General features: G+C 71.4%; 22 protein-coding genes and 1 tRNA gene. 13 read left to right on the top strand and 10 right to left on the bottom strand.

What is annotated here, in order from left to right; genetic code table 11:
- The first annotated feature begins 39 nt into the window (after positions 1–39).
- The 7 genes from ACSC1Q_RS13475 (at position 40) to ACSC1Q_RS13445 (ending at position 7,813) form a co-directional block, all read left to right on the top strand.
- Positions 40–2,064 carry a protein kinase domain-containing protein gene (locus tag ACSC1Q_RS13475; RefSeq protein ID WP_436759022.1) on the top strand — a complete coding sequence of 675 codons (2,025 nt, stop codon included), beginning with the start codon at positions 40–42 and terminating at the stop codon, positions 2,062–2,064.
- A gap of 119 nt (positions 2,065–2,183) precedes the next feature.
- Positions 2,184–3,911 (top strand): serine/threonine-protein kinase, encoded by a 1,728-nt coding sequence (locus ACSC1Q_RS13470; protein WP_436759021.1) that lies wholly within the window; start codon positions 2,184–2,186, stop codon positions 3,909–3,911.
- Positions 3,912–3,930: 19 nt separating this feature from the next.
- Entirely contained in the window at positions 3,931–5,349 is a 1,419-nt protein-coding gene (locus ACSC1Q_RS13465) for a protein kinase family protein (protein ID WP_436759020.1), read from the top strand.
- A gap of 55 nt (positions 5,350–5,404) precedes the next feature.
- Complete coding sequence (locus ACSC1Q_RS13460; RefSeq protein ID WP_436759019.1) at positions 5,405–6,628, top strand: DUF2510 domain-containing protein; 1,224 nt, start codon at positions 5,405–5,407, stop codon at positions 6,626–6,628.
- A 22-nt stretch (positions 6,629–6,650) separates the two neighbouring features.
- Positions 6,651–7,253, top strand: coding sequence for an oligoribonuclease (orn, locus tag ACSC1Q_RS13455; RefSeq protein ID WP_436759018.1), 603 nt, complete (start codon positions 6,651–6,653; stop codon positions 7,251–7,253).
- Between the two features lie 76 nt (positions 7,254–7,329).
- Positions 7,330–7,405 (top strand) — tRNA-His (locus ACSC1Q_RS13450).
- Between the two features lie 153 nt (positions 7,406–7,558).
- Positions 7,559–7,813 carry a helix-turn-helix domain-containing protein gene (locus ACSC1Q_RS13445; protein ID WP_436759017.1) on the top strand — a complete coding sequence of 85 codons (255 nt, stop codon included), beginning with the start codon at positions 7,559–7,561 and terminating at the stop codon, positions 7,811–7,813.
- A 235-nt stretch (positions 7,814–8,048) separates the two neighbouring features.
- Here the strand turns inward: ACSC1Q_RS13445 and lat are convergent, their stop codons facing one another.
- Positions 8,049–9,350 carry an L-lysine 6-transaminase gene (lat, locus tag ACSC1Q_RS13440; protein WP_436759016.1) on the bottom strand — a complete coding sequence of 434 codons (1,302 nt, stop codon included), beginning with the start codon at positions 9,348–9,350 and terminating at the stop codon, positions 8,049–8,051.
- A 260-nt stretch (positions 9,351–9,610) separates the two neighbouring features.
- On the opposite strand from lat, the gene ACSC1Q_RS13435 reads away from it, so the two are divergent.
- Positions 9,611–10,810: a M20 metallopeptidase family protein gene (locus ACSC1Q_RS13435; protein ID WP_436759015.1), complete on the top strand. Its 1,200-nt coding sequence runs from the start codon at positions 9,611–9,613 to the stop codon at positions 10,808–10,810.
- Between the two features lie 62 nt (positions 10,811–10,872).
- Here ACSC1Q_RS13435 and trhA read toward each other — a convergent pair whose 3' ends face one another.
- Entirely contained in the window at positions 10,873–11,541 is a 669-nt protein-coding gene (gene trhA / locus ACSC1Q_RS13430; protein WP_436759014.1) for a PAQR family membrane homeostasis protein TrhA, read from the bottom strand.
- A 140-nt stretch (positions 11,542–11,681) separates the two neighbouring features.
- Here trhA and ACSC1Q_RS13425 point away from each other — a divergent pair, with 140 nt between their 5' ends.
- Positions 11,682–12,530: a spermidine synthase gene (locus ACSC1Q_RS13425; protein ID WP_436759013.1), complete on the top strand. Its 849-nt coding sequence runs from the start codon at positions 11,682–11,684 to the stop codon at positions 12,528–12,530.
- Positions 12,531–12,590: 60 nt separating this feature from the next.
- On the opposite strand, the gene ACSC1Q_RS13420 is transcribed toward ACSC1Q_RS13425, so the two are convergent.
- A complete protein-coding gene (locus ACSC1Q_RS13420) occupies positions 12,591–14,426 on the bottom strand; it encodes a histidine kinase (protein WP_436759012.1) in 1,836 nt (611 codons plus the stop codon).
- Between the two features lie 185 nt (positions 14,427–14,611).
- Between ACSC1Q_RS13420 and ACSC1Q_RS13415 the strand changes: the two genes are divergently transcribed.
- Positions 14,612–16,054 carry a serine hydrolase gene (locus tag ACSC1Q_RS13415; RefSeq protein WP_436759011.1) on the top strand — a complete coding sequence of 481 codons (1,443 nt, stop codon included), beginning with the start codon at positions 14,612–14,614 and terminating at the stop codon, positions 16,052–16,054.
- 265 nt (positions 16,055–16,319) lie between these two features.
- Entirely contained in the window at positions 16,320–17,306 is a 987-nt protein-coding gene (locus ACSC1Q_RS13410; RefSeq protein WP_436759010.1) for a pirin family protein, read from the top strand.
- A gap of 165 nt (positions 17,307–17,471) precedes the next feature.
- On the opposite strand, the gene ACSC1Q_RS13405 is transcribed toward ACSC1Q_RS13410, so the two are convergent.
- From ACSC1Q_RS13405 to ngcE, 7 genes are all read right to left on the bottom strand, one after another.
- A complete protein-coding gene (locus tag ACSC1Q_RS13405; protein ID WP_436759009.1) occupies positions 17,472–18,044 on the bottom strand; it encodes a superoxide dismutase family protein in 573 nt (190 codons plus the stop codon).
- A gap of 204 nt (positions 18,045–18,248) precedes the next feature.
- A complete protein-coding gene (locus tag ACSC1Q_RS13400) occupies positions 18,249–19,190 on the bottom strand; it encodes a 1-aminocyclopropane-1-carboxylate deaminase/D-cysteine desulfhydrase (RefSeq protein ID WP_436759008.1) in 942 nt (313 codons plus the stop codon).
- A gap of 159 nt (positions 19,191–19,349) precedes the next feature.
- Positions 19,350–19,640, bottom strand: coding sequence for a 4a-hydroxytetrahydrobiopterin dehydratase (locus tag ACSC1Q_RS13395; protein ID WP_436759007.1), 291 nt, complete (start codon positions 19,638–19,640; stop codon positions 19,350–19,352).
- Entirely contained in the window at positions 19,627–20,229 is a 603-nt protein-coding gene (locus tag ACSC1Q_RS13390; RefSeq protein WP_436759006.1) for a hypothetical protein, read from the bottom strand. The genes ACSC1Q_RS13395 and ACSC1Q_RS13390 overlap by 14 nt, the downstream gene beginning before the upstream one ends.
- A gap of 107 nt (positions 20,230–20,336) precedes the next feature.
- Complete coding sequence (locus ACSC1Q_RS13385; protein ID WP_436759005.1) at positions 20,337–21,245, bottom strand: carbohydrate ABC transporter permease; 909 nt, start codon at positions 21,243–21,245, stop codon at positions 20,337–20,339.
- Positions 21,245–22,156 (bottom strand): carbohydrate ABC transporter permease, encoded by a 912-nt coding sequence (locus ACSC1Q_RS13380; protein ID WP_436759004.1) that lies wholly within the window; start codon positions 22,154–22,156, stop codon positions 21,245–21,247. The genes ACSC1Q_RS13385 and ACSC1Q_RS13380 overlap by 1 nt, the downstream gene beginning before the upstream one ends.
- 6 nt (positions 22,157–22,162) lie before the next feature.
- Positions 22,163–23,557, bottom strand: coding sequence for an N-acetylglucosamine/diacetylchitobiose ABC transporter substrate-binding protein (gene ngcE, locus ACSC1Q_RS13375; RefSeq protein WP_436759003.1), 1,395 nt, complete (start codon positions 23,555–23,557; stop codon positions 22,163–22,165).
- 394 nt (positions 23,558–23,951) lie between these two features.
- Here ngcE and ACSC1Q_RS13370 point away from each other — a divergent pair, with 394 nt between their 5' ends.
- Positions 23,952–24,599: a class II aldolase/adducin family protein gene (locus ACSC1Q_RS13370; RefSeq protein WP_436759002.1), complete on the top strand. Its 648-nt coding sequence runs from the start codon at positions 23,952–23,954 to the stop codon at positions 24,597–24,599.
- Positions 24,600–24,603: 4 nt separating this feature from the next.
- On the top strand, positions 24,604–25,824 hold the full coding sequence (locus ACSC1Q_RS13365) for a DUF4032 domain-containing protein (protein WP_436759001.1): 1,221 nt from the start codon (positions 24,604–24,606) through the stop codon (positions 25,822–25,824).
- Positions 25,825–25,878 lie beyond the last annotated feature (54 nt).

The raw sequence follows: 25,878 nt of genomic DNA, 5'->3' as shown, positions 1-25,878 counted from the left end.
GACGAGGCCCCTATCCGGCCCCGGACCATGGAGGCGGCCATGACGGCCATCGGCTGGACACCCCCCGGCTACACCGAGCTGCGCGAACTCGGCGCGGGCGGCGGCGGGCGGGTGGTCCTCGCCCGTCACGACGAGTCGGGCACCCAGGTGGCGATCAAATACCTGGCCGGGTGGCTCAGGGACGACCAGGCCTTCCTCGCCCGCTTCCGCGAGGAGGCCAGGCTCCTGGTCGAGCTGGCCGACGAGAACGTGACCCGGCTGTACGAATACGTGGAGGTGCCCGGCGGCGCCGCCATCGTGATGGAGGCCGTCAACGGCGTCTCCCTGCGCGCGCTGCTGCGCGAGCACGGCTCGACGGGGCCCGAGGCGGCGCTGACCGTGCTCAAGGGCTCGCTGTCGGGGCTGGCCACCGCCCACCGGACCGGGCTGGTGCACCGCGACTACAAGCCGGAGAACGTGCTCGTCGAGACCACCGGCACCAGCAAGCTGGTCGACTTCGGCATCGCCGTGCGGGCGGGAGAGGGCGGCCGGGCCGCGGGCACCCCGCCCTACATGGCCCCCGAGCAGTGGGCGGGCGCCCCCGCCTCCCCCTCCTCCGACGTCTACGCCGCGACGGCGGTCTTCTTCGAGTGCCTGGCCGGGCACCGCCCGTACCCCTCCGGTGAGCGGCTGGTGCTGATGCACCAGCACATGACCGCGCCGATCCCGGTGGACGAGGTCCCCGAGCCGGTCAGGCCGCTGGTCGCGAAAGGCATGGCCAAGCGGCCCGCCGACCGGCCGGCCACCGCCGCGGAGTTCCTGGCGGAGCTGGAGAGCGTCGCGGTCGCGGGATACGGGGAGGAGTGGGAGGAGCGCGGGCGGGCCGGGCTCGCCGCCCTGGTGGCGCTGCTTCCCCTGCTGTTCCCGCCCGGCGGCCCCGGACCGGTGGCCGGGACCACGCTGTTCAGGACGGTGCTGGGCACGCTGCGGTCGAAGTCCGCCGGGGTGGCGGCGGGCGCCGCGGGGGTGATGCTGATCGCGGGCGGCGCGGGCGTGTACGCCCTCGCCTCGGGAGCGCCCGAGCGGCCTCGCGTGATCGACGTGGTCGCCGCGGCGCCGCCCCCGCCCCCCTCCCCCGGTACGCGGGGCCAGGCGCCGCCGTCCCTGCCCGCGCCCTCCTCCGCAGCCCTCTCCCCTCCCGCGTCCGCGGGACCCGTTTCGCCTCCCGGTCCCACCGCGGGACCGGCCTCGCCGTCCGGCCCCGCCTCCGGGGGGACGAGCGCTCCACCCACCGCCGCGCCCGGCGGCCCGACACCCACGTCGTCCTCCTCTCCCCCGACGCCGCCGACCCCGCCACCGTCCTCCTCGCCACCGTCCTCCCCGCAGACGTCCTCCCCGCAGACGTCCTCCCCGCCGACGCCGACGACCGGTCCCTCCACCGCGCCGCCCGGGGTGGGGGTGCGCCGGGTGGAGGTGGTGCGGGCCGGTGTGAACGCGCGGGGCGCGGCCCTGGTGTCGGTCTCCGTCGACACGGCGAACGCCCGGCAGGTACGCCTGCGCGTGGTCTTCCGCGCCGGCCGGGCCGTGCGGAGGACGGTCGTGCCGCTGTCTGGCGCGACGAGCTACTCGCGTACGGTCAGGTTCGGCTTTCCCCGGGTGGGGTGCGGGGCCGCCTGGAACGTGGTGGTGACCGGGCTCCCCTCGGGCCGTACGAGCGGCGCGAGCGGTGAGACCTCCCCGTGCGCCGGGCCGACGCGCACCCCGAGGCCGGTCCCGACGGCGACCAGGACCGCCGCGCCCACCTCCAAACCCACCTCCAAACCCACCGCCAAGCCCACCACCGCACCCACCTCCAGGCCCACGCGGAAGCCCACCCCGAGGCCGACGGCCACCCGCACCACGCGCCCCGCCCCTGAGGCGACGGCCACCCGCCCCACCCGCACCGCGCGCCCAGGCCCCGAGGCGACGGTCGGCCGCACCGCGCGGGCCACCGCGAGACCGGCGGCCATCCGCGGCGCAGGACCGGAGATCGGTGTTCCGGCCACACCTTCCCGCCAGGGGGATCAGGCCGCCCATAGCGGATAACCACTGATCAACTCCATACCGTGAGACCGATTCACGGTTAATGAGCGGAATGCAGCTATCTATCGCTAGGCTACGGTCCGTCTGTTATGGGTGGGGGCCCAGACAACTGAGGAGACCGTATGTACGGCACGGCATCGGCCTGGCGAGTTCCCGGATACACCGAGATCCGCGAGTTGGGCGCCGGTGCGGCCGGGCGTGTGGTGATGGCCCGGCACGACGCCGACGACGTCCTGGTGGCGATCAAGTACCTGTCCGACGAGCTCAGGAACGACGTCGGGTTCGTGGCGCGCTTCCGTCACGAGGCACGGGTGCTCAACACCCTGAGCAGCCCGCACTCCGTCCGGCTGTACGACTACATCGAGACCGGCGACGGCGCGGCCATCGTCATGGAACTGGTCAACGGCGTCGCCCTGCGGGCACTGCTGCGCTCGGAGGGCCCGACCGGCCCCGAGGCCGCGCTGCTCGTGCTCAAGGGCTCGCTGCTGGGACTGGCCTCCGCGCACTCGGCGGGTGTGGTGCACCGCGACTTCAAGCCCGAGAACGTGATGGTGGAGGCCGACGGGAGGAGCAAGCTCGTCGACTTCGGAATCGCGGTCCGCTCCGGCGACGGCGACACCCCCGCGGGCACGCCGCCCTACATGGCCCCCGAGCAGTGGGTGGGCGGCCCCGCCGGGCCCGCCACCGACGTCTACGCCGCCACCGTCGTGTTCTTCGAGTGCCTGACCGGCACCCGCCCCTTCCGGGCCACGAACATCGCCGCGCTGGCCCGCCAGCACCAGGTCATGCCCCCGCCGGTCGAGGAGGTGCCCGCCGCCCTGCAGGGGCTGGTCGAGCGCGGCCTGGCCAAGCACCCCGCCGACCGGCCGCCGACCGCCAGCGCCTTCCTCACCGAGCTGGAGGCGGTGGCCGCCGACGCGTACGGCCCCGAATGGCAGGAGCGCGGCCGGCGCCGCCTGGCCGGGATCGCCGGGCTGCTGGCCGCGATGTTCCCGCTGGACGCCCCCGTCCCCGGGGCCGACACCTCGCTGGCCATGACAGAGCTCGGCGGTGACGGCGGTATCGGCGGTGACGGCTGGGAGAAGACCTCCTCGGTCAGCAGGCTGAGCGTCAAGATCCTCGTCGGTGTCGGCTGTATCGCGGTGATCGGCGGGCTGACCGCGGTGCTGGTCGGCTCGGGCGACCCCACGGAGATCCAGTCGCAGAGTTCCGTCACCTCGCAGAGCCCGACCCCCTCGGACCCGCTGGAGACGCTCGTCCCCGGCGATGAGACCGACGAGACCGACGAGCCGGTGGAGGAGCCGCCGTCCGCGGCCCCGTCCACGCCGGCGCCGACCCCGAGCACCACCGCCACCTCGGGCCTCCCGCCCGTGGCGCCCACCGCGACGTCGGCGGCCGCCACGCCCACGCCGTCGGTGACGCCCACCAGGAGGCCCACCGCGCGGCCGACGAGGAAGCCGACGCGGCCGCCGACCCCGCCCCCCACCCCGGAGAGCAACTCCACCCTGGACGGCCCCCGCGACCCCGGCCGCCCCACGACCAGGCCGCCGTCGCCCACCCCGACCCGGCCGTCCGCCACCCCGACCCGGCCGACCGCCGCCCCCACCCGGCCCACGTCCACCCCGACCCGGCCGACGTCCACCCCCACCAGGCCGACGGATCCGCCTACGGAGACGCCTTCCGAGACGCCGGACACCAGTCCGCCGCCGACCCTCACCTCCTCGCCCCTGCCGCCCGTGGAGACCGCCCCCGCCGCGTTCCTCGCGCTGGGCCTGGTGACGAGTGGTGCCGTACCGTTCACACTGGCCGTCAAGCGCGGCATGGCGGGACGGCACCGGAAACGCCGGTAGACGGGGGAACGATCGCGATATGAGCACCGGGGGAGGCTTCGCCGGGTTCCGGCTGACCGGTCGCACCTGGGCGGACGACCTGGGGATCTGGTCGTCGGCCGTCGCGGCAGACGGGCGGCCGGGGAGCGCGCTCAGGTTCGACCCTCGGCTGGTCGCCGATCCCTCGGCGCGCGAGCGGCTGGTCGCGGCCGTGATCGCCGACCGCAGGCTCGCGCAGGGCGGCACGACCGGGCTGGTCCCGGTCGCCGACCTCATCACGGCCGGGGACGAGGTCTGGCTGATCACCTCGGAGCCGGTCGGCCCGACGGTGGGCGACCTGCTGTCGTCCGGCCCGCCCGGGTCGCCCCGGCCCGACGCGGGCAGCGCGGCCACCGTCCTGGTGGAGACCGCGCAGGCGCTGCTGGCCGTGCACGCCTCCGGGCTCGCCCACGGGGAGCTCCACCCGGGCACCGTGGTGATCGCCTCCGACGGGTCGGCGCTGCTCGCGAAGCGCGGGCTGGCCGACGCCCTGTTCGGCCGCCCTCCCGCGCCGGAGCGCGACGTGGCGGCCTGGGCGTCGCTCGCCCGGGGGCTCGCCGCGACCTGGGCGTCGGCCGACCGCGGGGCCGCCGGGCTGCTGGAGAGGGTGGCGGCGACGGCCTCCATCAGGGGGCTCGCTCCCGCGCGCGACGCGCTGCTCGCCGGGCGCGACGTCCTTCCTTCCGGGTTCACCACCCGCGACAGGCTCGTGGAGACCCTGCACCGGTGGCCGGGACACGAGGCGCCCACCCTGGGCGGGCATCCGGCGCCCGTACGTCCCGCCCCCGACGAGGGGGAGATCGTCACGCTGCTGCACGTCCCGAGGCAGAGTGATCCACATCCCCCGGGGGGCGGCGAGCGCCGGCCGGAGGACGTGGTCATGCGGTTCGGTCCCGGGGTGCCGTCGGAGACCACGGCCGCCCAGCTGTGGCGGGCCGGGCGGGACCAGCAGCAGACCGAGTTGCCGGGCGGCAGGCTCGCCGCCGCCGCGGCTCCCCGTGCGCGGCGCAGGCGCGGCCGTACGGTCCTCGCCTCGGCGATCCTCGCGCTGATGGTCGTGGCCGCGCTGGCGATCTGGTTGTTCCGGAGCCCGGCGACGCCGCTGGAGGTGACGAAGGCGGACGTCAGCGCCCCGAGGAAGGCGCAGGCGTGCGACACGACGGTCAAGATCACCGGTGTGCTGTCCACCAACGGCGCGGGCGGTGAGGTCCGCTACCAGTGGAAGCGGAGCGACCGCAAGGAGCCGATCGCGCAGACCGACCAGGTCGCGTCCGGTGAGACCTCGCACGAGGTGAGCCTGGAGTGGACGGTCAAGGGCGAGGGAAGTTTCAAGGGGACCGCCACCCTGGTGGTGCTCTCCCCGGTCCCCAAGGGGAAGAAGATCCAGGACAGGGCCACCTTCACCTACAAATGTTCATGAGTGATCACCAAGGTCCACAATGCGGCACAAAGCCGTTCTTACTACTCTGGCGGCCATGACCACGCAGACCCCCTCCGGTTGGTATCCCGACCCCTACGGCTCACCGCTGTTGCGGTGGTGGGACGGCAACGAGTGGACCGACGCCACCCATCAGACGGACGCTCCCACGGGGCAGGGCACGGCGCAGGGACCGCAGACCGGCCCCTCCCTCCAGCCGCACTCCGCCGGACCCGGCCCCCAGCGGACAGGTCCGCACCCGGCCGGGCCCGGCCCTCAGCAGACGGGCCCGCGTCCCACGCAGGAGGGCCCCCACGGGCCCGGCCCCTCGGGCGCCTTCCCCTCCGGCCCCACCGGTCCCTCAGGCCCCTCAGGCCCCTCCGGTCAGTGGTCCTCTCCGTCCGCGCACCAGCAGCCCGGGCAGGCGCCGGGTGCGGGACAGCCGCACTGGGGCGGGCCGCCGAACAGCCACACGGCGCAGATGCCCCTCCCCCCGTACGACGGCTACCCGTCCGGGCCGCCGCCGCGCAAGAGCGGCCCCCTCCCGTGGATCCTGGGCGGCGGTGGCGTGCTGATCCTGATCGTCGTGATCGTGGTCGCCGCGATGTACCTGATCAACCCCGACCGCGGGAACACCGCGGGCGAGCCCACCGGCGTCTCGACACCGCCTCCCACCGCGTCCCAGGAGCCCAGTCAGGAGCCGACCCCCGGGACGACGCCCGCGCCCTCGGGGAGCGCTCCGCCCAAGTCCGTCGACGGGCGCGTCACGGACCCGGTGACCGGCCTGTCGTACGAGATGCCCGGTGGGCCGTGGGAGGTGCCGCCCAGTGTCGGCGGCGGGCTCGGGTTCGTCTGGTCCAGCGCGGCCGTCGCCGTCGCCCAGGAGAACTTCGACGGCAGGGGCGGCAACTGGCTCGGCAACGTGCTGACCGGCGAGCTTCCCGACCAGTACGGCTACCAGGGCGTCGGCAGCATGCGTTCGGTCGCCGCGACGCTGCTGCAGGTCGTTGAGCCCGCCTTCTACACTCCCCCGCACAGCCGGAAGATCGTCGAGGACAAGGCCGTCAAGGTCAGCGGCAAGGACGCCTGGCTGTTCGTCTTCGACCTGGACTTCTCCGAGCAGGCCGAGGCCAACGGCTGGAAGTGGAAGCGGGAGCGGGCCGCGTTCCTGATCGTCGACCGGGGCGAGAACACCCGCCCGGCGCTGGCCTACATCTCCGTACCGGACAATCTCGACATATCCGTAGCAGACAAGGTGATCAAGTCATTCAAGCTCCCGTGAAGTGAGTACTACCCTGAGGGCTATGAGTGACCTGCTGGTCTGGATCGACTGTGAGATGACCGGGCTCGACCTTGGACGTGACGCGCTTGTCGAGGTGGCCTGCGTGGTCACCGACGGCGAGCTGAACCAGCTCGACGAGGGGGTGGACGTGGTCATCAAGCCCCCGCCCGAGTCCCTTGAGCAGATGTCGGAGGTGGTGCGAGGGATGCACACCGCCTCCGGCCTGCTGGACGCGCTGGAGGGCGGTGTCACGCTGGCCGAGGCCGAGTCCATGGTGCTCGAATACATCAGGAGCCACATCCGGGAGCCGAAGAAGGCACCCCTGTGCGGCAACTCCATCTCCACCGACCGGTCGTTCCTCTCCCGCGACATGCCGGCCGTGGACGCGTTCCTGCACTACCGGATGATCGACGTCTCCTCGGTGAAGGAGCTGGCCAGGCGCTGGTACCCCCGGGTCTACTTCGCCTCGCCGGAGAAGCAGGGCGGCCATCGGGCACTGGCCGACATCGTCGAGAGCATCAGGGAGCTGCGCTACTACCGCGCGGCGGTCTTCGTGTCCCAGCCGGGCCCCGACTCCGCCACCGCCAGGGAACTGGCCGAGGGCGTGTCCACGCGCGGAGCTTGAGCGTTTCACGAGAAACCCGGTACGAAACGACTCCCAAAGACCGCTACACTTTTCATGTGCTGCTGCGGCGGCGATGGTGGGTGTAGCTCAGTTGGCAGAGCGCTAGGTTGTGGTCCTAGATGCCGGGGGTTCAAGTCCCCTCACTCACCCCACGAGAACGGCCGGTCCCCAGGGACCGGTCGTTCTTCATTTCCGACCTCATTACCCCCCAAAAGTGGATATTGCAGGTTATGCTCGCTGCTATCGCTACGCCGTTAGTATCGGGGGTTTCGGCGACCTGACCGTGTTGCAGCCACGGAGGCCGGATGAGAGTCGACGATGCCCCGTTCGACGCAGAGCCCAGAGTCGTGACGGGTCTGAGCAGGCGTGAGACCGAGGTCATGGAACTGATCGCGACGGGTCGCTCCAACGGGCAGATCGCCCAGCACCTGTTCCTGAGCGAGAAGACCGTGAAGAACCATGTGAACCGGATCTACGCCAAGCTCGGCGTCGACTCGCGGGTCACCGCGATCGGCCTGTGGCTGGAACGGGCGGCCGGCGAGGAGACCCAGCACTACTAGCGGCACTACCAGCGCCGCCGACGCGAGGAGGCCCGGTGCCGCGAGGCGGAAGGAACCCCGGTGTCGCCGGACGCGAGGACCTCCGGCACCGCTGAGCCGGGGTACCCCGTGCCGCCGGACGCGAGGACCCCGGCACCGCAGGGCGGGAGGATCCCCGGCACCGCCGGGCGTGAGGGCCCCGGCACCGCGAGGCGGGAGGATCTTCGGCACCGCCCGGCCCGGGGGTCCCGTACCGCTAGGCGGGGAGGCGCAGGCAGCGGGAGGCCTCCAGGGCGCGGGCGATGGCGGACGTGCCCTCCGCCAGCTCCTCCGGGGTGATCGAGAGCGCCGGGCGCAACCGTACCGACCGCTCGCCGCAGGGCAGGACCAGCACGCCCTCCTCCTCCCGCAGGCGGGCGACCAGGAGGTCGCGCTCCACCGCGTCAGGCAAGTCGAAGGCGCACATCAGGCCGCGCCCGCGTACGTTCTCCGCGAGGCCGGGGAAGCTCTCCTGGATCTCCCGCAGCGTCGCGAGGAGCTCGGCGCCGAGCCTGCCCGCGCGCGGGATCAGGCCGTCGCGCTCCACGATCTCCAGGATCCGGCGGGACCTGACCATGTCGACCAGCCCGCCACCCCAGGTGGAGTTGATCCTGCCGCTGACCTGGAACACGTTGCCGGGCACCGTGTCGACCCTGCGGCCCGCCATGATCCCGCCCACCTGCACCTTCTTGGCGAAGGCCACGACGTCGGGGCGCAGGCCCAGTTGCTGGTACGCCCAGGGGGTGCCGCTGGTCCCCGCGCCGGTCTGCACCTCGTCCATGACGAGGAGGGCGTCGTACTCGTGGCAGAGCCGTTCCATCGCGAGCAGGAACTCCGCCCGCATGTGGTTGTCGCCGCCCTCGCCCTGGATGGGCTCGGCGATGAAGCAGGCGATGTCGTGGGGGTGGCGCTCGAAGGCCGCCCGCGCCGCGGCCAGGGACCTCTCCTCGGCCTCCTCGACGTCGCCGAGGTGGATCGCGGGCACCTCGATCCTGGGCCAGTCGAACTTCGGGAAGCGGTCGGTCTTGATCGGGTCGGTGTTCGTCAGCGAGAGCGTGTAGCCGCTGCGGCCGTGGAAGGCCCGGGTGAGGTGGAGCACCTTGGTGCCGAGCTCCGGGGAGCGCCCCCGCGACGCGTTGAGGCCGCTCTTCCAGTCGAAGGCGCACTTCAGCGCGTTCTCCACGGCGAGGGCGCCGCCTTCCACGAAGAACAGGTGCGGCAGCTCGGGGTCGCCGAGCACCCGGGCGAACGTCTCGGCGAAGTCGGCCAGGTGGGTGGTGTAGAGATCGGAGTTGGAGGGCTTGTTCGCGGCGACCCTGCCGAGCAGCGCCAGGAACTCCGGATCGTCGTCGAACGGGTTCACCCCGAGGGGCGCCGAGGCGAAGAAGGTGTAGAAGTCCAGATAACTTCGGCCGGTGTGGGCGTCGACGAGACGGGAACCCCGGCTCCGTTCGAGATCCAGCACGAGCCGGTAACCGTCGACGAGCAGATGACGGGCGAGACGGCCATGAACGTCCATGTCCCCTCCACGGTGATCCGAGAAGATGATCCCCCGTCATTGACCCATCTACACGGATACATTTCGCATTGAATTCGATTCTCATGAAGATTTTCTTGCCCTCGCGCGGCCGGGACGCGGGATTCCGGGCGCCGGGGCCGCGCGGCCCGCCCTCCCCGGATGCCCCTTCCCGTTCCCGAAGATCGCCCTTCCCGAGCCCACAAGCCGGTCAAATCGGCCTATCGTGCGATAAGGCAGTACAACCGCCAGGAGGAAGACCGATGTCCCTTCGCGAATCCGCAGCCGACATGCGGGACGAGCTGGTCCGCCTCCGGCACGCCCTGCACCGGGAACCGGAACTCGGCCTCGACCTGCCGCGCACGCAGGAGAAGGTGCTGACGGCGCTGTCGGGCCTGCCCCTGGAGGTACGGCTCGGCGAGGGCCTGAGCTCGATCACCGCCGTGCTGCGCGGCTCCCTGCCGGGTCCGACCGTGCTGCTCAGGGGCGACATGGACGCCCTGCCGGTCACCGAGCGGGGCGACGCGGCGGTCACCTCGCGGCTGGCCGGGCGGATGCACGCCTGCGGCCACGACCTGCACACCACCATGCTGGCGGGCGCGGCACACCTGCTGGCCGCCGGACGCGACCGGCTCGCGGGGAACGTGATCTTCATGTTCCAGCCCGGCGAGGAGGGCCCCGGCGGCGCGAAGATCATGATCGACGAGGGCGTGCTGGACGTGACGGGCGAGCGCCCGGTCGCGGCCTACGCCCTGCACGTGATCAGCTCGATACTCCCCCAGGGCGTCTTCGTGACCAGGAGCGGCCCGATCATGGCCGCCGCGGACCGGTTCACCGTGACCGTACGCGGCACCGGGGGCCACGGCGCCTCCCCGCACCGTGCCAAGGACCCCATCCCCGCGGCGTGCGAGATGGTCACCGCGCTGCAGACCATGGTGACGCGCGGGTTCGACGTGTTCGACCCCGTGGTCGTCACCGTCGGCAGCTTCCACGCGGGCAGCGCCGACAACGTGATCCCCGAGGAGGCCCGCTTCGAGGCCACGATCCGGTCGTTCTCCTCCGCCGCGCACGCGCGGATCCAGGAGCGGGCGGTGACCCTGGTGAAGGGCATCGCGGCGGCGCACGGGCTGGAGGTGGACGCCGACTACGAGGTGAGCTACCCGGTCACGGTCAACAACGGCGCCGAGGCCCGCTTCGCGGGTTCGGCCATTCGCGAGGTCTACGGCGAGCGGCGCTTCGTCGAGGCTCCCCAGCCGTTCACCGGCTCCGAGGACTTCTCGTTCGTCTGCGACCAGGTGCCGTCGGCCTTCGTGGCGCTCGGCGCCTGCCCCGCGGACCTCGATCCGGGCAGGGCCGCCTACAACCACGCCCCCGAGGCGAGGTTCGACGACGCGGTGCTGCCCGACGGGGCCGCGCTCTACGCCGAGCTCGCGACCCGCCGCCTCGCCCTCGCCGCGAGCTGAGCGCCCCCGTCGCACAACCGCGTCACGTCACACAGCCGCGTCCGTCACGTAGCCGCGTCACGTCACACAGCCGCGTAGACCACCAGCGAGACCGCCACGTACTGCGCCAGGTAGGCGGCGACGGTGAAGGCGTGGAAGACCTCGTGGAAGCCGAACCAGCGGGGGGAGGGGTCGGGCCGGCGCGTGCCGTACACGACCCCGCCCACCGTGTAGAGCACCCCGCCGAGGAAGAGCAGGACCACCGCGGCCACCCCCGCGCCCTCGACGAGCTGGGGCAGCACGAAGACGGCGGTCCAGCCGAGGGCGATGTAGAGCGCGGTCGAGAGCCAGCGGGGAGCACCGGTCCACAGCACCCGGAACAGGACCCCCGCGATCGCGCCGGTCCAGATCACGCCGAGCACCACCGCGCTGGCCGGCCCGTCCAGGGCGAGCAGCGCGAACGGGGTGTAGGTGCCCGCGATGATCAGGTAGATGTTGGCGTGGTCGAGGCGCCGGAGCACCTCCTCCGAGCGCGGGGAGAGCGTCCCGCGGTGGTAGGTGGCCGAGATGCCGAAGAGCAGACCCGAGGTGATCGCGTAGATCGCGGCGGCGCCCCTCGCCTCCAGGGTGGGTCCCAGCGCGACGAGGACGAATCCCGCGACGAGCGCCACGGGCAGCGCCCCGGCGTGCAACCAGCCGCGAAGACGGGGCTTGACGGACTCCGCGAACGTTTCGGCAAGGATCTGGGCCATGAACCTACGGTAGCGTAAGTTACGCAGCCGTAGGTTGTGATCTGTCCTACACGGACGCCAACCGGTCGCGACTGCGCATATGGTTTCCCCCTCGGATTCACATCAGGTGGGTTCATGTCAGGGAAAAGGGGACCGGACCGATGGGCAGGCGGGAAGCGCGGGAGCCGATGCCGGGGCGATACCCGGTGACCTTCGGCGAGGTCGACCTCCTGCAGGACCTCGACCGGCCCTCCGGCTGGGTGGTCTCCAAGGACGGCGTGCCGCAGTCGTACGTCGACCTCGACGACGCCACCTACCTCGACTTCGAGTACGTCCGGCTGATGGCCGACGTCATCGACCTCCTCGACGAGGGCCCGCTGGACGCCGTGCACGTGGGCGGCTGCGCCTGCACCCTGCCCCGTTACGTCGCGGCGACCCGCCCCGGGTCCCGGCAGGTCGTCGCCGAGCCGGACGAGGGGCTCGTCCAGCTCGTCAGGGACCAGCTCCGGCTGAAGTCGGTGCCCCGCCTCAAGGTCAGGATCCTCGACGGCCGCACCGCGACCGCCGGTCTCGGCGACGCCTCGGCGGACCTGCTCGTGCTGGACGCCTTCAGCGGTGCCACGATGCCGCTCGACCTGGCCACCTCCGAGTACATGGGGGACGTCGCCCGCGTCCTGCGCGCGGGCGGCACCCTGCTGATCAACGTCGCCGACGGCAAGGGGCTCGCCTTCGTCCGCCGGGTGCTCGCCACCGTCCGCGGCACCTTCCCCCAGGTGGTGCTGCTCGCCGAGCCCGGCGTCATGCGGGGGCGCCGCTTCGGCAACCTCATCGTCGCCGCCTCCCGCGTGCCCCTGCCCGTCTCCTCCCTCACCCGGAGGGCAGCGGGCGGCCTCACCCAGGCCCGCTGCGTGCACGGCGAGGACATCGTCAACTTCATCGCCGGAGCCCGCCCGCTGAACGACGGTGACGCCGTGGTCATCCCCGTCCCCCCACCGGCGGTCTTCGGCTGACCCGCTCACCCCCTCCCTGGGCCCGCCCCTCGATCCGCCCCCTCGATCCGCCCCAGCCCCTCAGCCCGGCACGGGGACCCAGGCGCCGACCAGGGTGCCCTCGCCGGGTGCCGAGGAGACGTCGAGGCCGCCGCCGAGCGCGGCCAGCCGGTCGGCGAGCGCGCCCAGGCCCCCGCGGCCGGGCGCGCCCCGTTCGAACCCCCTGCCGTCGTCGGAGACCGTGGCCCGCAGGCGCCCGCCGGACCAGGCCAGCCGCACCTCGATCCTGGAGGCCCCGGCGTGCTTGAGCGCGTTGGCGACGGCCTCGCTGACCGTGAAGTACAGGGCTCCCTCGATCTCGTCGGGGAAGCGCCGCGAACGCAGCGCCTGATCGGCCGTCACGACCGTGGTCACCGGCAGCCGCGAGCACCGCTCCTCGACCGCCTCCGCCAGGCCGCCCTGGCTGAGCACGGACGGGTGGATGCCCGCCGCCAGTTCCCGCAGGTCGGTGAGGGTCTGGCGGGCCTGCTCGCGCAGGAGTGCCAGACTGCCGGGACCGCCGCCGGTGGCGCGGGCCAGCTCCAGCCCCGCGATCAGCGCGACGAGCTGCTGTTGCACCCCGTCGTGGATGTTGCGCTCGATCCGCCGCCGCTCGGCCTCCTGCGCGTTGACCAGGCGCGCCGCCAGCCCCGCGCTCTGGATCGCCAGCCCGATCGGCACCGCGAGCGAGCCGAGCAGCCTGCGGTCCTCGGCGTTGACGCGTCCCGCGACCTTGGGGCCGCAGGCGATGTGCCCCAGCCCCGCCGGGACGGTGAGCACCGCCTCGCCCTCCTCCTCGCCCGCCACCACCCGCGTGCCGTCCGCGAGCGTCACGGCGGCCCACCGCGTCTCCAGCCCCGTCCGTACGGCCTCCGCCAGCCTTCCCAGCTGTTCCACGGGGTCCGCCTCCTCCAGGCCAGGACCGAGCTCCGTCAGGAGCTCGTCCACCGTCGGCCTGAGGTCGAAGACGAGGAAGACCCTGGAGCCCCTGACCGCCACCCTGATGTCGAACAGGTTGTGGCGGAACACGACGGTCGCGATCACCGCGGGCAGCGCGGCCACCGCCGTCACGACGCCGACCCAGCTCACCGCCTGGCCACCCTGCCCGAAGATCATCGTCACCACGGAGCCGCCCAGGGCGGCCACCACCCCGAGGATCATCCAGCGGAGGCGGCGCCGCTCGACGAGGGTGCCCCGCCGCAGGCGCAGTACGAGGGAGGCGAGCACCGACAGCGCCACGAGGAAGACCGCCACCTGCCCGAACCCGCCCACCGAGGCGGCGAGCAGCCCGGCCACGCCTTCGAGCCCCAGCGGGTTGCCGTACGGGAAGGCCGAGGCGTAGACCTCGTCGGGGCTCAGCAGGACCCCCAGCCAGTGCAGGAGGATCGCCACCCCCGCGATCCAGGCGACCGGACGCCAGCGCGGCGAGGGCAGCCTGCCGTCAGGGAAGATCAGCGGGACGAACACCCAGCTCAGGCCGTAGAAGCCGGAGAACAGCGAGGTCAGCAGCGCACCGGTCACGGCGAGGGGGCCGTGGGCGTCGCCGTACGTCACCAGGACGCCCACGCCGAGGCAGCCGAGACCGAGGCAGACGGCGGTGACCAGCAGCAGCCAGCCGTAGGGGTTGTCGGGGCGCCTGACCGCGATGAGCAGGCCGACCGAGGGCAGGATCGCGCAGGCCACGATGAACAGCCACTGGCTGAACGGCGCGGGCATACCGGCCTCCAGCAGGCCGCCCGCGACCATCCCGGTCACCGACACCGCGGCCATGGACACCGCGAGGGCGCGGACCGGGGCGGACGCCGACGGACTCGACGGACCCGGCGAGCCCGGCGGTGGCGCGGGTGCCGGAACGGTTCGGGGGGCCGTGGACGTCATGGGACGTAGGGTGACCTGCCGCGGGCTCCGGCGTCCAGGGGGTTGTCCGCACATCCGGTGCGGTTCGCCGCACCCGCGAGACGGAGGACCGCCGGGTGTCGCGGGCCGGGAGCGCTTTCTAGTTTCGGATGGGGGCCATCGGGGAGGTGGCCGCGACGCCGGAGAACATCCCGAAGGAGCATCTCATGCGGTTGCCGTTCCGATCGAAGCGCCTGCTGGCCCTCGCCGTCGCCGTCACGGCCGTGCCGGCGGTGACCCTGCCGCCGGCCGTCCCCGCGTCGGCGATCACAGCCGAGCGGGCCACGGCCAGGGCGGTCACAGGGGGTACGGTCACGGGAGGGACGGTCGTCACGGGAGGGACGGTCACGGCGGGGAGACCTTTCGCCGGGCCGGAGATCCCGGACAGCGCCGCCGGCCGGCAGCTGCGCTGGTTCCTCGGCGCGCCGGACCGGGCACCGCTGGCGGAGAGCGAGCTCAAGGAGCGTTTCAGCTCCGGCTACCTCTCGTCGCTCACGGTCAACGGCGTCAACGCCTTCCTCAAGGCGTCGAAGGGGTTCCGCCTGAAGAAGCTGACCAAGGAGACGCCGTCCGCGCTGGCCGGGACCGGGGCGATCGGCGAGCAGCCGTTCACCCTGCAGCTCGGTGTGGACGGCGACGGGAAGATCAACCTGCTCGGGCTGACGCCTCCCGAGCCCTCCGTGCCCGCCGCTCCCAGGAGCTGGAAGAAGCTCGACGCCCGGCTCCGCGAGGTCGCGCCCCGGGTGGGCTTCCTCGCCGCCGAGATCGACGCGCGGGGCAGGTGCGACGTCGCGCACGCCGTGGCGCCGGACACGGTCCGGCCGCTGGGCTCGATCTTCAAGCTGTACGTGCTGGGCGCCGTGGCCGAGAGGATCCGCGACGGCGAGCTGCGCTGGAACACCAAGCTCACGATCAAGCCCGAGTGGAAGAGCCTGGGCGAGGACGGGCTGACGGGCCGTCCCGACGGCAGCGCCACCACGGTCGAGGAGGCCGCCAAGCTGATGATCTCGATCAGCGACAACACCGCCACCGACCTCCTGATCCACGCGGTCGGCCGCAAGGCCGTGGAGGCCACGGTACGGCGGTGGTCGGGCCATCCCGAGCGGAACATCCCCTTCCTCACCACGCGCGAGGTCTTCCTGCTCAAGGGCGTGAACCACCCCGCGCAGGCAGGCGCCTACCTGGCGCTCGACACCGCCGGCAAGCGCGCCTACCTGAAGGACACGGTCGCCAGGCAGTCGCTGTCGGACATCGTGCTCTGGGAGAAGCCCAGGGAGATCGACACGCTGGAGTGGTTCGGCTCGCCCCGCGACGTCTGCCGCGCCTACGCCGGGCTCCTCAAGCTGGGCGGCAAGCGGGTGAGCGCGGTGATGTCGGCCAACGAACTCGGTCTCGGGCTCGACAAGAGGAAGTGGCCGCTGGTCTGGGCCAAGGGCGGTTCCGAGACGGGGGTCCTCGACCTGTCGTACCTGGCCCGCTCGGCCGGGGGGCGGACCCACGTCGTGACCGTGCTGACCAGCGATCCCGCCGGTGCCCTGGACGAGCGGGCCACGACCCCCGAGCTGATCTCCCTGAGCCGGGGCGGCTTCGCGCTGGCCAGCGGAAAGTAGTCCCGTCCGGGAGCGGCGGGAAACGACCAGCGGGGAGCGGCCCTTCCGGGGGACGGCGGGAAACGGCCGCCGGGAGGTGGCTCTCCTCGCGGGGCGGTGAACGGTCGCCGGCAGGTGGCCCCGCCCGGACGGGTGGCCGGGAAGGCGGGCGGGCGGCCTTCACCGTCGAGGCCGTGGCACTTCGTTGCCACGGCCTCATCCGTCATGGAATAGTTGAAACATCAACTGAGTTATCACCGGCGAACATCGTAGGAAGGAAACCGCAATGCCGGCCGTGACCGTGGAGAACCCGCTGACCCTGCCCCGCCTGCCGCAGCCGCTGAACGCGACCCGCGAGCGCCAGGTGCTGGCCGTCACCACCGCACCGAGCGGATTCGAGGGAGAGGGCTTCCCGGTCCGCAAGGCACTCGCGACGATCAAATCCCAGTATCTCGACCCGTTCATCATGATGGACCAGATGGGCGAGGTCGACTACGCGCCGGGCGAGCCCAAGGGCACCCCCTGGCACCCGCACCGGGGCTTCGAGACCGTCACCTACATGATCGACGGCGTGATGGACCACGCCGACTCGCACGGCGGCGGCGGCACGATCTCCGACGGCGACACCCAGTGGATGACGGCCGGCGGCGGCATCCTGCACAAGGAGGCTCCCCCGGAGTGGCTGGTCCAGAAGGGCGGCCTGTTCCACGGGATCCAGCTCTGGGTCAACCTGCCGGGCAGCGAGAAGATGGTCGCGCCGAAGTATCAGGACATCGGCAGGACCAACGTCGTCCTGCTCAGCAGCCACGACGGCGGGGCGCTGGTCCGTCTCATCGCGGGCGAGGTCGGCGAGTTCACCGGCCCCGGCTCCACCCGGACGCCGATCACCCTGCTGCACGCCTCCCTCAGCCCCGGTTCCCGGCTGACGCTCCCCTGGCGCAAGGATTTCAACGCGCTCGCGTACGTCCTGTCGGGACGCGGCACCGCCGGCGGCGACCGGCAGCCGATCGAGTCGGGCCAGCTGGCCGTCTTCGACGGTTTCGGCAGCCTTCCCGGGCTGGGCACCGACGGCGAGACCATCACGCTGTCGGCGGCCGGCACCCAGGAGAGCCGCAGCCCCAACCTGGAGGTCATCGTGCTCGGCGGGCGCCCGATCGGCGAGCCGGTCGCGCACTACGGGCCGTTCGTGATGAACACCCAGGCGGAGCTGGCGAAGGCGTTCGAGGACTACCAGGCAGGTCGCCTCGGCACCATCCCCGCCGGCCACTCCTGATCGAGGAACACGCGGCCCGGCGTCGGGATCCGGCAGGGACCCCGATCGTTCAGGGTCCGACGGAGCCGATGCCCGGGATCCGACGCGAGACTCGGACGGCCGATGCGGATCGGGGCATCGCGGCCGGTGAGGTCGCGGCCCCGGCATCGGGGCCCGCTGCCGGGGCTAGCGTTCGGTGAGGGTGACGCAGGCGACGCGGGGGCCGGCACTGCCGGCCTCGGCGCCGGTGGTGAGGGTCGGCTTGGCGTGGATCACGAGCGACCTGGGCAGCCGGCCGGGGACGAGCGCCCAGTCCTGGGTGGTGGTGGCGATGGCGTCGCCCCGGATGTCGGTGGTGAAGTCGAGCCAGACCTCGTTCTCCGCGTTCGCCCGGGTGTGGGAGTGCTGGTAGTGCGGCCCGGCGTCCTCCGGTTTGAAACCGCACGCGTTGACGTGCAGGTGCGCCCCGTACGTGCGGCTGTGGAGCATGCCCTTGGCGATGAGCCTGGCGGTGGCGAGCACCGCTCCCGACTCCACGGTGACCTGCGCCGAGGCTCCGGGCGGCACCAGCGCGGTGTCGTAGACGATGGCGGAGGCGCGCGGCGCTGGACCGGTGAACGTGCCGCCTCCGGCGAGGCGGATCCCCTCGGCGCTCGGAACCGCGCCGGGACTGTGCCCGGCCGGATGAGGCGTGGCGACCTGCTCGCCGCAGCCCGCGCAGAGCAGGGCGACGGCGGCGAGAACTCCCAGAATGCGCATCCACGATCTCCTTGACCGGGCCGGAGAAGAGCAGCGCCCACCATATCGAGTGATCATATGACCACGCTGGGTATTGGCCGCTCCCGGCCACGCCGTCCCGGAGATCGGCGACGGGGACCCTGCGGGTACCGCGCGGTGTCCGGGAGGCGTCCGCGCGGAGAGGCGGAGATCACGACGCGGGGCGGACCGTCCTCGCCAGGCCCGTCACGGCGGAGCCGCCTCCATCGGGCCCGTCACGACGGCGACGACCGTGGTGTTCACGGGAAAGGCCCCGCGTTCCGCGAGGGTGAGGACGCCCCACATCATCTTCGCCACGTAGATCCGGTCGAGCGACATCTTGTGCCGGTGGGCGAAGTCGTCGGCGAACGCGTCCAGTTCGGGAGCGCGCCTGGCGTAGCCCCCGGCGTGGAAGTCGTGGTCGATCGTCCAGTTGGCCGACACCTCGCCGTAGGCGGCCGTCTGGAGCCTGGCGACGTCGTCGGCCAGGAACCGCGCTCCCCGCAGGACGGAGAAGCCCAGGGCCCGCCGCCCGGCGGCCAGCCCGGCGGCGATGCCCGCGAGCGTGCCTCCGGTGCCGACGGGGCAGCACACGACGTCGAACGGCACGTCGATCTCCCCGGGGAGTTCGGCGCAGCCGTGGACGGCCCGCTCGTTGCTGCCGCCCTCGGGCAGCAGGTAGAACCGGCCGAACCGCCGGCGGAGCGCCTCGACGACGGGCGCGGTGTCCTTGGCCCGGTAGGTGGTGCGGTCCATGTAGACCAGCCGCATCCCCGAGCCCGCGGCGAAGGCCAGGACGTCGTTGAGCGGCAGGTGCTGCTCGCCCCGGATGACGCCGACGGTCCGGAACCCGAAGCGGGCCCCGGCCGCGGCGACGGCCCGCACGTGGTTGGAGTAGGCGCCGCCGAAGGTCAGCAGGGTCTCGTGGCCCAGCTCGGCGGCCCGCGCCAGGTTGTACTTGAGCTTGCGCCACTTGTTGCCCGGCAGGAGGGGGTGGATCAGGTCGTCGCGCTTCAGGATCACGCGTACGCCCGCGCGGGCGAGCCGGGGGTCGTCGAGCTCCACGAGGGGCGAGGGCGGCGTCCGGCCGAACTCCACGAGGAGCGAGGACGGCATCCGGCCGAACTCCACGAGGAGCGAGGACGGCATCCGGTCGAACTCCGTGAGGGGCTCAGGCCGAGCCCGGTCGAACTCCGCGAGAGGTGAGGGAGACGTCCGGCCGGACTCCGTGACGGGCGCGGGCGGCGTCCGGCCGGGCTCCCGCGGTCCGTCGTGTCTCAGGTCGGTCATGGTCGGCCGAGGAGCGGTTCAGGCGTTGGCCGAGGCTATCTCGTCGATGCGGGCGGCGAGGGTGAAGTCGAGCTCCGTCAGGCCCCCCGCGCTGTGCGTGCTGAGCGCCAGGTGGAGGGTACGCCAGCGGATGTCGATGTCGGGGTGGTGGTCGAGCTTCTCGGCCTCGACCGCGATCTCGTCGACGATGCGGATCGCGGTCGGGAAGTCGGTGGCGTCGATCGTGCGGCGGATCTCGTCGCCCTCGCGCCGCCACCCGGGCAGGCCGGTCAGCCGATCGTCCACCGCGGAGTCGTCAAGCAGGTTCATCCTCCCAGGAGATCATGTCTCCGGCGAAGACGCCAAGCCTGGGCAGGCTTCCGGCGCGCCGGGCCATCGCCATGATGCCCTGGGCCATGGACGTGGCGTGGCTGGCCTGGTCGAGGAGGGGCTCCAGCTCGGGCAGCAGGCCGGGCAGCCGGGCGAGGCTCCATTCGTGCCAGTCCGACAGGCGGGTGCCGCCGCTGTCGGGGTCCTCGGCGCGGTAGGCGGCCAGGACCGGGCACTCCCGGTGGATGCGGAGCAGCCAGCTCTCGATGTCGGCGTTGAGGGCGGCGATGCGGGAGGGGGCGGCGTACAGCCAGCCGTCGTCGCCGATGCGGTCGGACTCGCCGGGGGCGGCCGGGTAGGAGCGGACCACCGTGCCGTGCAGGAACAGGCCGCTTGCCACCATCAGCTGGCGGCCCTCGCACCAGTCGAGCGCCCCGCGCAGGGGCACCGGGACGGTGTCGACGATGACCGCGCGCTGGGAGGTGCTGGGCTGCCGGGCGAAGCGTACGTGCACCTCGGCCCACATGTAGTAGCTCGCCTCCCCCGCGCCGAAGAAGGGGAAGGGGAAGTCGGGGTCGAGGTGGGCCATGTGCCGGGTTCTCCGTGGGGAGGGGACAGGAGTCGTTCCGAATATGAACGACTCCCGACGACACTCCCGGGATTACTCGCCGGAGCGCTTAATCTGACCAGATCCGGTCATTTGACGGCGCCGGAGGTGAGACCCGACTGGATCTGGCGCTGGAAGATGATGTAAATGATCATCACCGGGATGATGGCCATGCTCAGCGCGGCGAACAGCCCCGGCCAGTCGGCCTCGTACCCGGCGCTGGTGGAGATGTTGGCGACGCCCTGGGTGATCACCCATTTGTCCTCGACGTTGCCGGAGAGCAGCACGATCGGCAGAAGATACTGGTTCCACTGACCCAGGATGTTGAAGATCGTGATGCTGATCAGGCCCGGCTTGGCCATCGGCATCATGACCTGGAAGAACGTCCGGGTGTGCGAGCAGCCGTCCATCATCGCCGCCTCTGCCACCGAGGTGGGTAGCGTCTTGAAGAACGCAGACAGGAAGAAGACGGTGAACGGCAGCGAGTAGGCGATGTAGACCAGGATCAGGCCGAGGTGGGTGTCGATCAGGCCCAGGTTCTTCACCACGAAGAACAGCGGGACCAGCGCGAGGAAGACCGGGAAGGTCATGCCCGACACGAACAGGAAGTAGACGAGCCTGTTGCCGGGGAAGGTGTAGCGCGCCAGCACGTACGCGGCCATCGAGCCCAGGAGCATGGTGCCCGCCGTGCTGCACGCCACCACGAAGACGGTGTTCAGCATGTACTGGCCGATGTGGGCCTTCTCCCAGGCCCGGCCCCAGGCGTCCCAGCCGAAGGTGGCCGGGAGGGTGATGGCGTCCCCGAAGATCTCGGTGTTGGTCTTGAACGACGACAGGAACGTCCAGACGATCGGGCCGACGATCAGGATCGCCCAGACCAGCAGCGCGACGTGGGACAGCGCGCCGAAGATCCCGAGCGGGTTCCTCGCGCGGCGTCTGACGGGCGCGGGGGCGGCGGGGCGGGTGGCGTCGGGCTTGCGCGCCGTGTCCGTGGCCATCAGAACTCGATCCTCTCGCGCCGGGTCACGCGAAGGGTGAGGGCGGCGAACGTGATGGTCATGAAGAACAGCGCCACGCCCATCGCAGACGCGTAACCGAACTTGGAGAAGTTGAACGCCGTGCGCCAGATCTCCATCGGCAGCACCGTCGTGGAGTTGTCCGGCCCGCCCCGGTCGACCGAGAGGACCTGGACCAGGGCGAAGGCGTCGAAGGCGGCGATGCCGAGATAGACCCAGGCGACCTGCATGGTGTCCCACAGCAGCGGGATCGTGATCCTGAAGAACAGGGTGAACCGGCCCGCGCCGTCCAGCGCGGCGGCCTCGAACACGTCCTTGGGGATGGAGGACATGCCCGCGGAGAACAGGACCACGTAGAAGCCGACGGCCTGCCAGACCATCACCGCGATGATCGAGAGCAGCGCGATGTCCGGGTCGATGAGCCAGCCGACCGGGTCGACGCCGATCTTGCCGAGCAGGCCGTTGATCACGCCGGTGCCGTCCGGGCGGTAGATCGCCTGGAAGAGCACGCCGACGATGGCCACGGCCAGGACCTGGGGCAGGAAGAAGATCACACGATAGACCTTCGAGCCCCAGATCCCGGTCATCTGGCCGCCCCGCTGCCCGCCGCTCAGGTTGAGCAGGAAGGCGAAGAACAGGGCGATCACGATCGTGACCAGCGGCATGACAAGCAACAGAACACCGTGGTGCCGCACCGCGGCCCAGAAGACCTCGTCGTCAAAGAGCCTGGTGAAGTTCTCCAGGCCGATGAACTGGGGGTTCGCCGAGATGCCCTTCCAGTTGGTCATCGAGATGTAGAAAGCCTGTATGTACGGGCTGATCACGAAGACCACGTAGAGAAGGACCGGCGCGGCCAGGAAGCCGACGATGAACGGATACTTGCCCTGCCGCATCGGGAGCTACACCGTCCGGTTCTGCTTGGTGATGGACGAGTCGGCCTTGGTCTTGTCGGCGGCCTTCTGCATCTTCTCGCAGAACTCGTCGGCGGAGATGCGGCCGAACATGAGCGCGTTGGTCTGCTTGCGCAGCTCGGTCTCGAACTCCTTGTACCAGTTCTCGAAGCTGCTGAAGGTGACGATGTTCTGGCCGGCGGCGGTCTGCGCGGCGCTGAGGCTCGCGTTGCCGGGCGACAGCTCCAGGCCGTCGGCGGCACCGGTCACGACGGTGATGTTGCCCGACTTCTCGGTGAAGCCCCTCGCGCCCTCCTTGGAGAGCATGATGCGCAGGTACTCCAGGCCGCCCTTGGGGTTCTTGGCCTTGGCGGGGACGATGTAGGCCTCGCCGGCGGCGGCGCGGATGGCCTCGAACGGCAGCTTGTCGGCCGCGGTGACGCTGGGGGTGGGCGTCAGCGCGTACTTGAAGGTGTCCGGGGTCTGGGCCTTCTGCTCGTTCTCCAGCCAGGAGCCGGAGGGGTACAGCGCGACCTTGCCCTGGTTCTGGCGGAGCTGCACCTCGGTGTGGATCAGGCCCTCGAAGGACTTGTCCATGTACTTGGCGATCTCGGCCCAGGCGGCGGCGGACTGCTTCATGGCGTCGCGCTGCCAGACACCGTCGACGAGGTTGTCGACGTCGACGAGGATCTGGTTGCCCTCGATCTTCGCGGCGGAGATGAGGATCATCCAGTACGCGTAGTAGGAGGCGTTCTTGCCCGCGTACGCGAAGGGGGTGATCCCGGCGGCCTTGGCCTTCTCCGCGAAGGCCTTGAACTCGTCGAAGGTCTTCGGCGGGGTCCAGCCGTTCTTCTCGAACAGCGCGGAGTCGTACCAGAGGCCGTACGCGGAGAAGACGTAGTTCATCAGGTACGGCTTGCCGCTGATGAGGCCCGACTCGACGGTGCCCGGCGCGACCATGTCGCGCACCTTCTTGCTCGGGTCGTCGATCGAGGGGGCGTCCCACAGCTCGGTGAGCTCCAGGAGCTGGCCCTCCTGCTGCAGGGCGCCGTTGTCCATCAGGTCGGTGCCGGAGTTGGCGATCATGTCGGGGACGTCGCCGCCGGCGAACCGCGGCTGCAGGGTCTGCGCGATCTGCTGGGTGGCGACGTGCTTGACCTGGGCCTGCGGGAACGCCTTCTTGTACAGCGGCTCGTGGACCTCGGTCGCGTAGCTGTCCCCGAGGCCGCCCTTGAAGATGACGACCTCAAGAGGCGCGTCGGCGGCGACGCCGAACGGGTTCTTCGCGGAGACCGCGCCGCCCGCGGAGGGGGCCGCGGAGGCCGGGGCGGCGGGGGCCGCGCCGCCGCCGGTGGCGCAGGCGGTGAGCAGCCCGGCGCCGGGACCGGCGACCAGAGCGGTCATGCCGATCCGGCGGAGCATCTGCCGCCGAGTGATATCTCCGGGCGTACCAGCCGATTTGGACATGTAACCCTCCTGGACGGGGGATCAATTAGGAAAGTTTCCTAAACGTTTGCCCGAAGGTACGTACCCCCGGAGTCCACCGTCAAGGGCTCGTAGCCGGTCTAGACCGAGCCGTGATGTCCTCGCGACATATCCGGTAGAAACCAAACGCCAGGGAAGTGCAATCCAATGACAGAACGGCACACAGTAGCCAATATTTCCCGGCAAACCGTTGACGTGCGGTCGATGGGAAGGTAAAGGAACCGTGTTCTCCGGCCATCATGGGGTGACAACCGGTCTAGACCAGATAATGGGGGTTTGCCGCCTGGTATCGCAACCCCCTACTTTTGGGAACATGTTGCTGGCCGAGCAGCGCCGACTGCTGTGTGAGTACGGCCACCGGGCCGCCGCGACCGGACTGGTCGTCGGAACCGCGGGAAATCTCAGCGTGCGCGCGGGCGATCTGGTCGCCGTGACGCCCAGCGGCGTCTCCCTCGACCGGCTGGAGCCCGAGGCCTGCCCGGTCGTCGACATCGAGGGGTATCTCGTCGAGGGCGACCTGCGGCCGTCCTCGGAGACTCCCATGCACCTGGCGGTCTATACGACCACCGGCGCGGGCGCCGTCGTGCACACCCACTCCGTCTTCGGCACCGTGGTCGCCACGACCATGAGCGAGCTGCCGCCGATCCACTACAACGTCCTGCTGCTCGGCGGGGCCGTCAGGGTCGCCGAGTACGCCACCTACGGCACCCCCGAGCTCGCCGCCTCCGTCAGGGCCGCCCTCAAGGACCGGCGGGCCGCGCTGCTGGCCAACCACGGCGGGGTCACGATCGGCGACGACCTGGACGGGGCCTTCGAGGCGACCCGGCTGCTGGAGTGGCTCTGCGAGGTCTACGTACGGGCCAGGAGCGTCGGCGAGCCCCGCGTGCTCACCGAGGAGCAACTCGCCGACGTGGTCCGGCGCGCCTTCGACCCGCCCGCCTTCCCCCGCCGCGAGGACTGACCGCATGCCCCTCCAGCTCACCGGCGCCCCGAGCGACCCGGACCTCATCCGCCTGCCCTGGGACGTCCCGCTGGAGCAGTGGCCCGAGCACCGGCTGGTCTCCCTGCCGCGCGGCATCTCCCGGCACGTGGTGCGCTTCGCCCGCCTGTCGGGCAAGGTGTACGCGATCAAGGAGATCAGCGAGTACTACGCCAAGCGCGAGTACCGCCTGCTGTGGGACCTGAGCCGGATGGACACCCCGTCCGTCGAACCGGTGGCCGTGGTCACCGGGCGGACCGGCGCGGACGGCGAGCCGCTCGACTCGGCGCTCGTCACCCAGCACCTGCAGTTCTCCCTGCCCTACCGCGCGGTCATGTCCGGGACGGTCCGGCCCGAGACGCTCAACCGGCTGCTCGACGCCCTGGCCGTGCTGTTCGTACGGCTGCACATCAGCGGCTTCTACTGGGGCGACTGCTCGCTGTCGAACGTCCTGTTCCGCAGGGACGCGGGCTCCTTCGCCGCCTACCTGGTCGACGCCGAGACCGGCGAGCTGCACCCCATGCTCAGCGAGGGCCAGCGGCTGTACGACATCGACGTCGCGCACACCAACATCTTCGGCGAGATGCTCGACCTGGAGGCGGGCGAGCTGCTGCACCCCTCCATCGACCCCGAGCAGGTCGCCGACTCGGTCGTCCGCCGCTACCACCGCCTCTGGGGCGAGCTCACCTCCGACGAGATCATCGACGAGGTCGACTGGCACATGATCGACCAGCGGATCCGCCGGCTGAACTCCCTGGGGTTCGACGTCGCGGAGATGATGGTCCGCCGCAAGGCGGGCACCGGGCGGCTGATCGTCCGGCCCAAGGTCGTCGACGCCGGGCACCACCAGCGCAGGCTGCTGCGGCTGACCGGCCTGGACGTGGAGGAGAACCAGGCCAGGCGCCTCCTCAACGACCTCGACTCCTTCCGCGTGTCGCACGGCCTGCGTCACGAGGACGAGGCGATCGTGGCCCACCGCTGGCTGGCCGAGGTCTTCCAGCCCACGGTGCTGGCCGTGCCCCAGGAGCTGCGGGGCAAGCTGGAGCCCGCCCAGTTCTTCCACGAGGTGCTCGACCACCGCTGGTACATGTCGGAGGAGGCCGGGAACGACGTCGGGCTGCCCGCCGCGGTGAATTCCTATGTGAAGAACATTCTTGTTTTCAAGCCGGACGAAAAGGCACTCATCGCCGACGAACCAACGGGTTGATTTCCACCCGGGGTGTATAACTTCCCACTCGGTTGGGGAATCGTATGCCTTCTC

Origin of the sequence: Streptosporangium heterodermiicola, assembly GCF_051390675.1 — a bacterium.
Classification (GTDB): Bacteria; Actinomycetota; Actinomycetes; order Streptosporangiales; family Streptosporangiaceae; genus Streptosporangium.
Note: the sequence above shows the minus strand (reverse complement) of the source record. Positions and strands in the feature narration are given on the sequence as shown.

What these genes read in the sequence shown, in the direction of transcription:
- ACSC1Q_RS13475 (WP_436759022.1), top strand. Translation starts at nt 40, where the DNA reads ATGACGGCCATCGGCTGGACACCCCCCGGCTACACCGAGCTGCGCGAA.
- ACSC1Q_RS13470 (WP_436759021.1), top strand. Translation starts at nt 2,184, where the DNA reads ATGTACGGCACGGCATCGGCCTGGCGAGTTCCCGGATACACCGAGATC.
- ACSC1Q_RS13465 (WP_436759020.1), top strand. Translation starts at nt 3,931, where the DNA reads ATGAGCACCGGGGGAGGCTTCGCCGGGTTCCGGCTGACCGGTCGCACC.
- ACSC1Q_RS13460 (WP_436759019.1), top strand. Translation starts at nt 5,405, where the DNA reads ATGACCACGCAGACCCCCTCCGGTTGGTATCCCGACCCCTACGGCTCA.
- orn (WP_436759018.1), top strand. Translation starts at nt 6,651, where the DNA reads ATGAGTGACCTGCTGGTCTGGATCGACTGTGAGATGACCGGGCTCGAC.
- ACSC1Q_RS13445 (WP_436759017.1), top strand. Translation starts at nt 7,559, where the DNA reads ATGAGAGTCGACGATGCCCCGTTCGACGCAGAGCCCAGAGTCGTGACG.
- lat (WP_436759016.1), bottom strand. Translation starts at nt 9,350, where the DNA reads ATGGACGTTCATGGCCGTCTCGCCCGTCATCTGCTCGTCGACGGTTAC.
- ACSC1Q_RS13435 (WP_436759015.1), top strand. Translation starts at nt 9,611, where the DNA reads ATGTCCCTTCGCGAATCCGCAGCCGACATGCGGGACGAGCTGGTCCGC.
- trhA (WP_436759014.1), bottom strand. Translation starts at nt 11,541, where the DNA reads ATGGCCCAGATCCTTGCCGAAACGTTCGCGGAGTCCGTCAAGCCCCGT.
- ACSC1Q_RS13425 (WP_436759013.1), top strand. Translation starts at nt 11,682, where the DNA reads ATGGGCAGGCGGGAAGCGCGGGAGCCGATGCCGGGGCGATACCCGGTG.
- ACSC1Q_RS13420 (WP_436759012.1), bottom strand. Translation starts at nt 14,426, where the DNA reads ATGACGTCCACGGCCCCCCGAACCGTTCCGGCACCCGCGCCACCGCCG.
- ACSC1Q_RS13415 (WP_436759011.1), top strand. Translation starts at nt 14,612, where the DNA reads ATGCGGTTGCCGTTCCGATCGAAGCGCCTGCTGGCCCTCGCCGTCGCC.
- ACSC1Q_RS13410 (WP_436759010.1), top strand. Translation starts at nt 16,320, where the DNA reads ATGCCGGCCGTGACCGTGGAGAACCCGCTGACCCTGCCCCGCCTGCCG.
- ACSC1Q_RS13405 (WP_436759009.1), bottom strand. Translation starts at nt 18,044, where the DNA reads ATGCGCATTCTGGGAGTTCTCGCCGCCGTCGCCCTGCTCTGCGCGGGC.
- ACSC1Q_RS13400 (WP_436759008.1), bottom strand. Translation starts at nt 19,190, where the DNA reads ATGCCGTCCTCGCTCCTCGTGGAGTTCGGCCGGATGCCGTCCTCGCTC.
- ACSC1Q_RS13395 (WP_436759007.1), bottom strand. Translation starts at nt 19,640, where the DNA reads ATGAACCTGCTTGACGACTCCGCGGTGGACGATCGGCTGACCGGCCTG.
- ACSC1Q_RS13390 (WP_436759006.1), bottom strand. Translation starts at nt 20,229, where the DNA reads ATGGCCCACCTCGACCCCGACTTCCCCTTCCCCTTCTTCGGCGCGGGG.
- ACSC1Q_RS13385 (WP_436759005.1), bottom strand. Translation starts at nt 21,245, where the DNA reads ATGGCCACGGACACGGCGCGCAAGCCCGACGCCACCCGCCCCGCCGCC.
- ACSC1Q_RS13380 (WP_436759004.1), bottom strand. Translation starts at nt 22,156, where the DNA reads ATGCGGCAGGGCAAGTATCCGTTCATCGTCGGCTTCCTGGCCGCGCCG.
- ngcE (WP_436759003.1), bottom strand. Translation starts at nt 23,557, where the DNA reads ATGACCGCTCTGGTCGCCGGTCCCGGCGCCGGGCTGCTCACCGCCTGC.
- ACSC1Q_RS13370 (WP_436759002.1), top strand. Translation starts at nt 23,952, where the DNA reads ATGTTGCTGGCCGAGCAGCGCCGACTGCTGTGTGAGTACGGCCACCGG.
- ACSC1Q_RS13365 (WP_436759001.1), top strand. Translation starts at nt 24,604, where the DNA reads ATGCCCCTCCAGCTCACCGGCGCCCCGAGCGACCCGGACCTCATCCGC.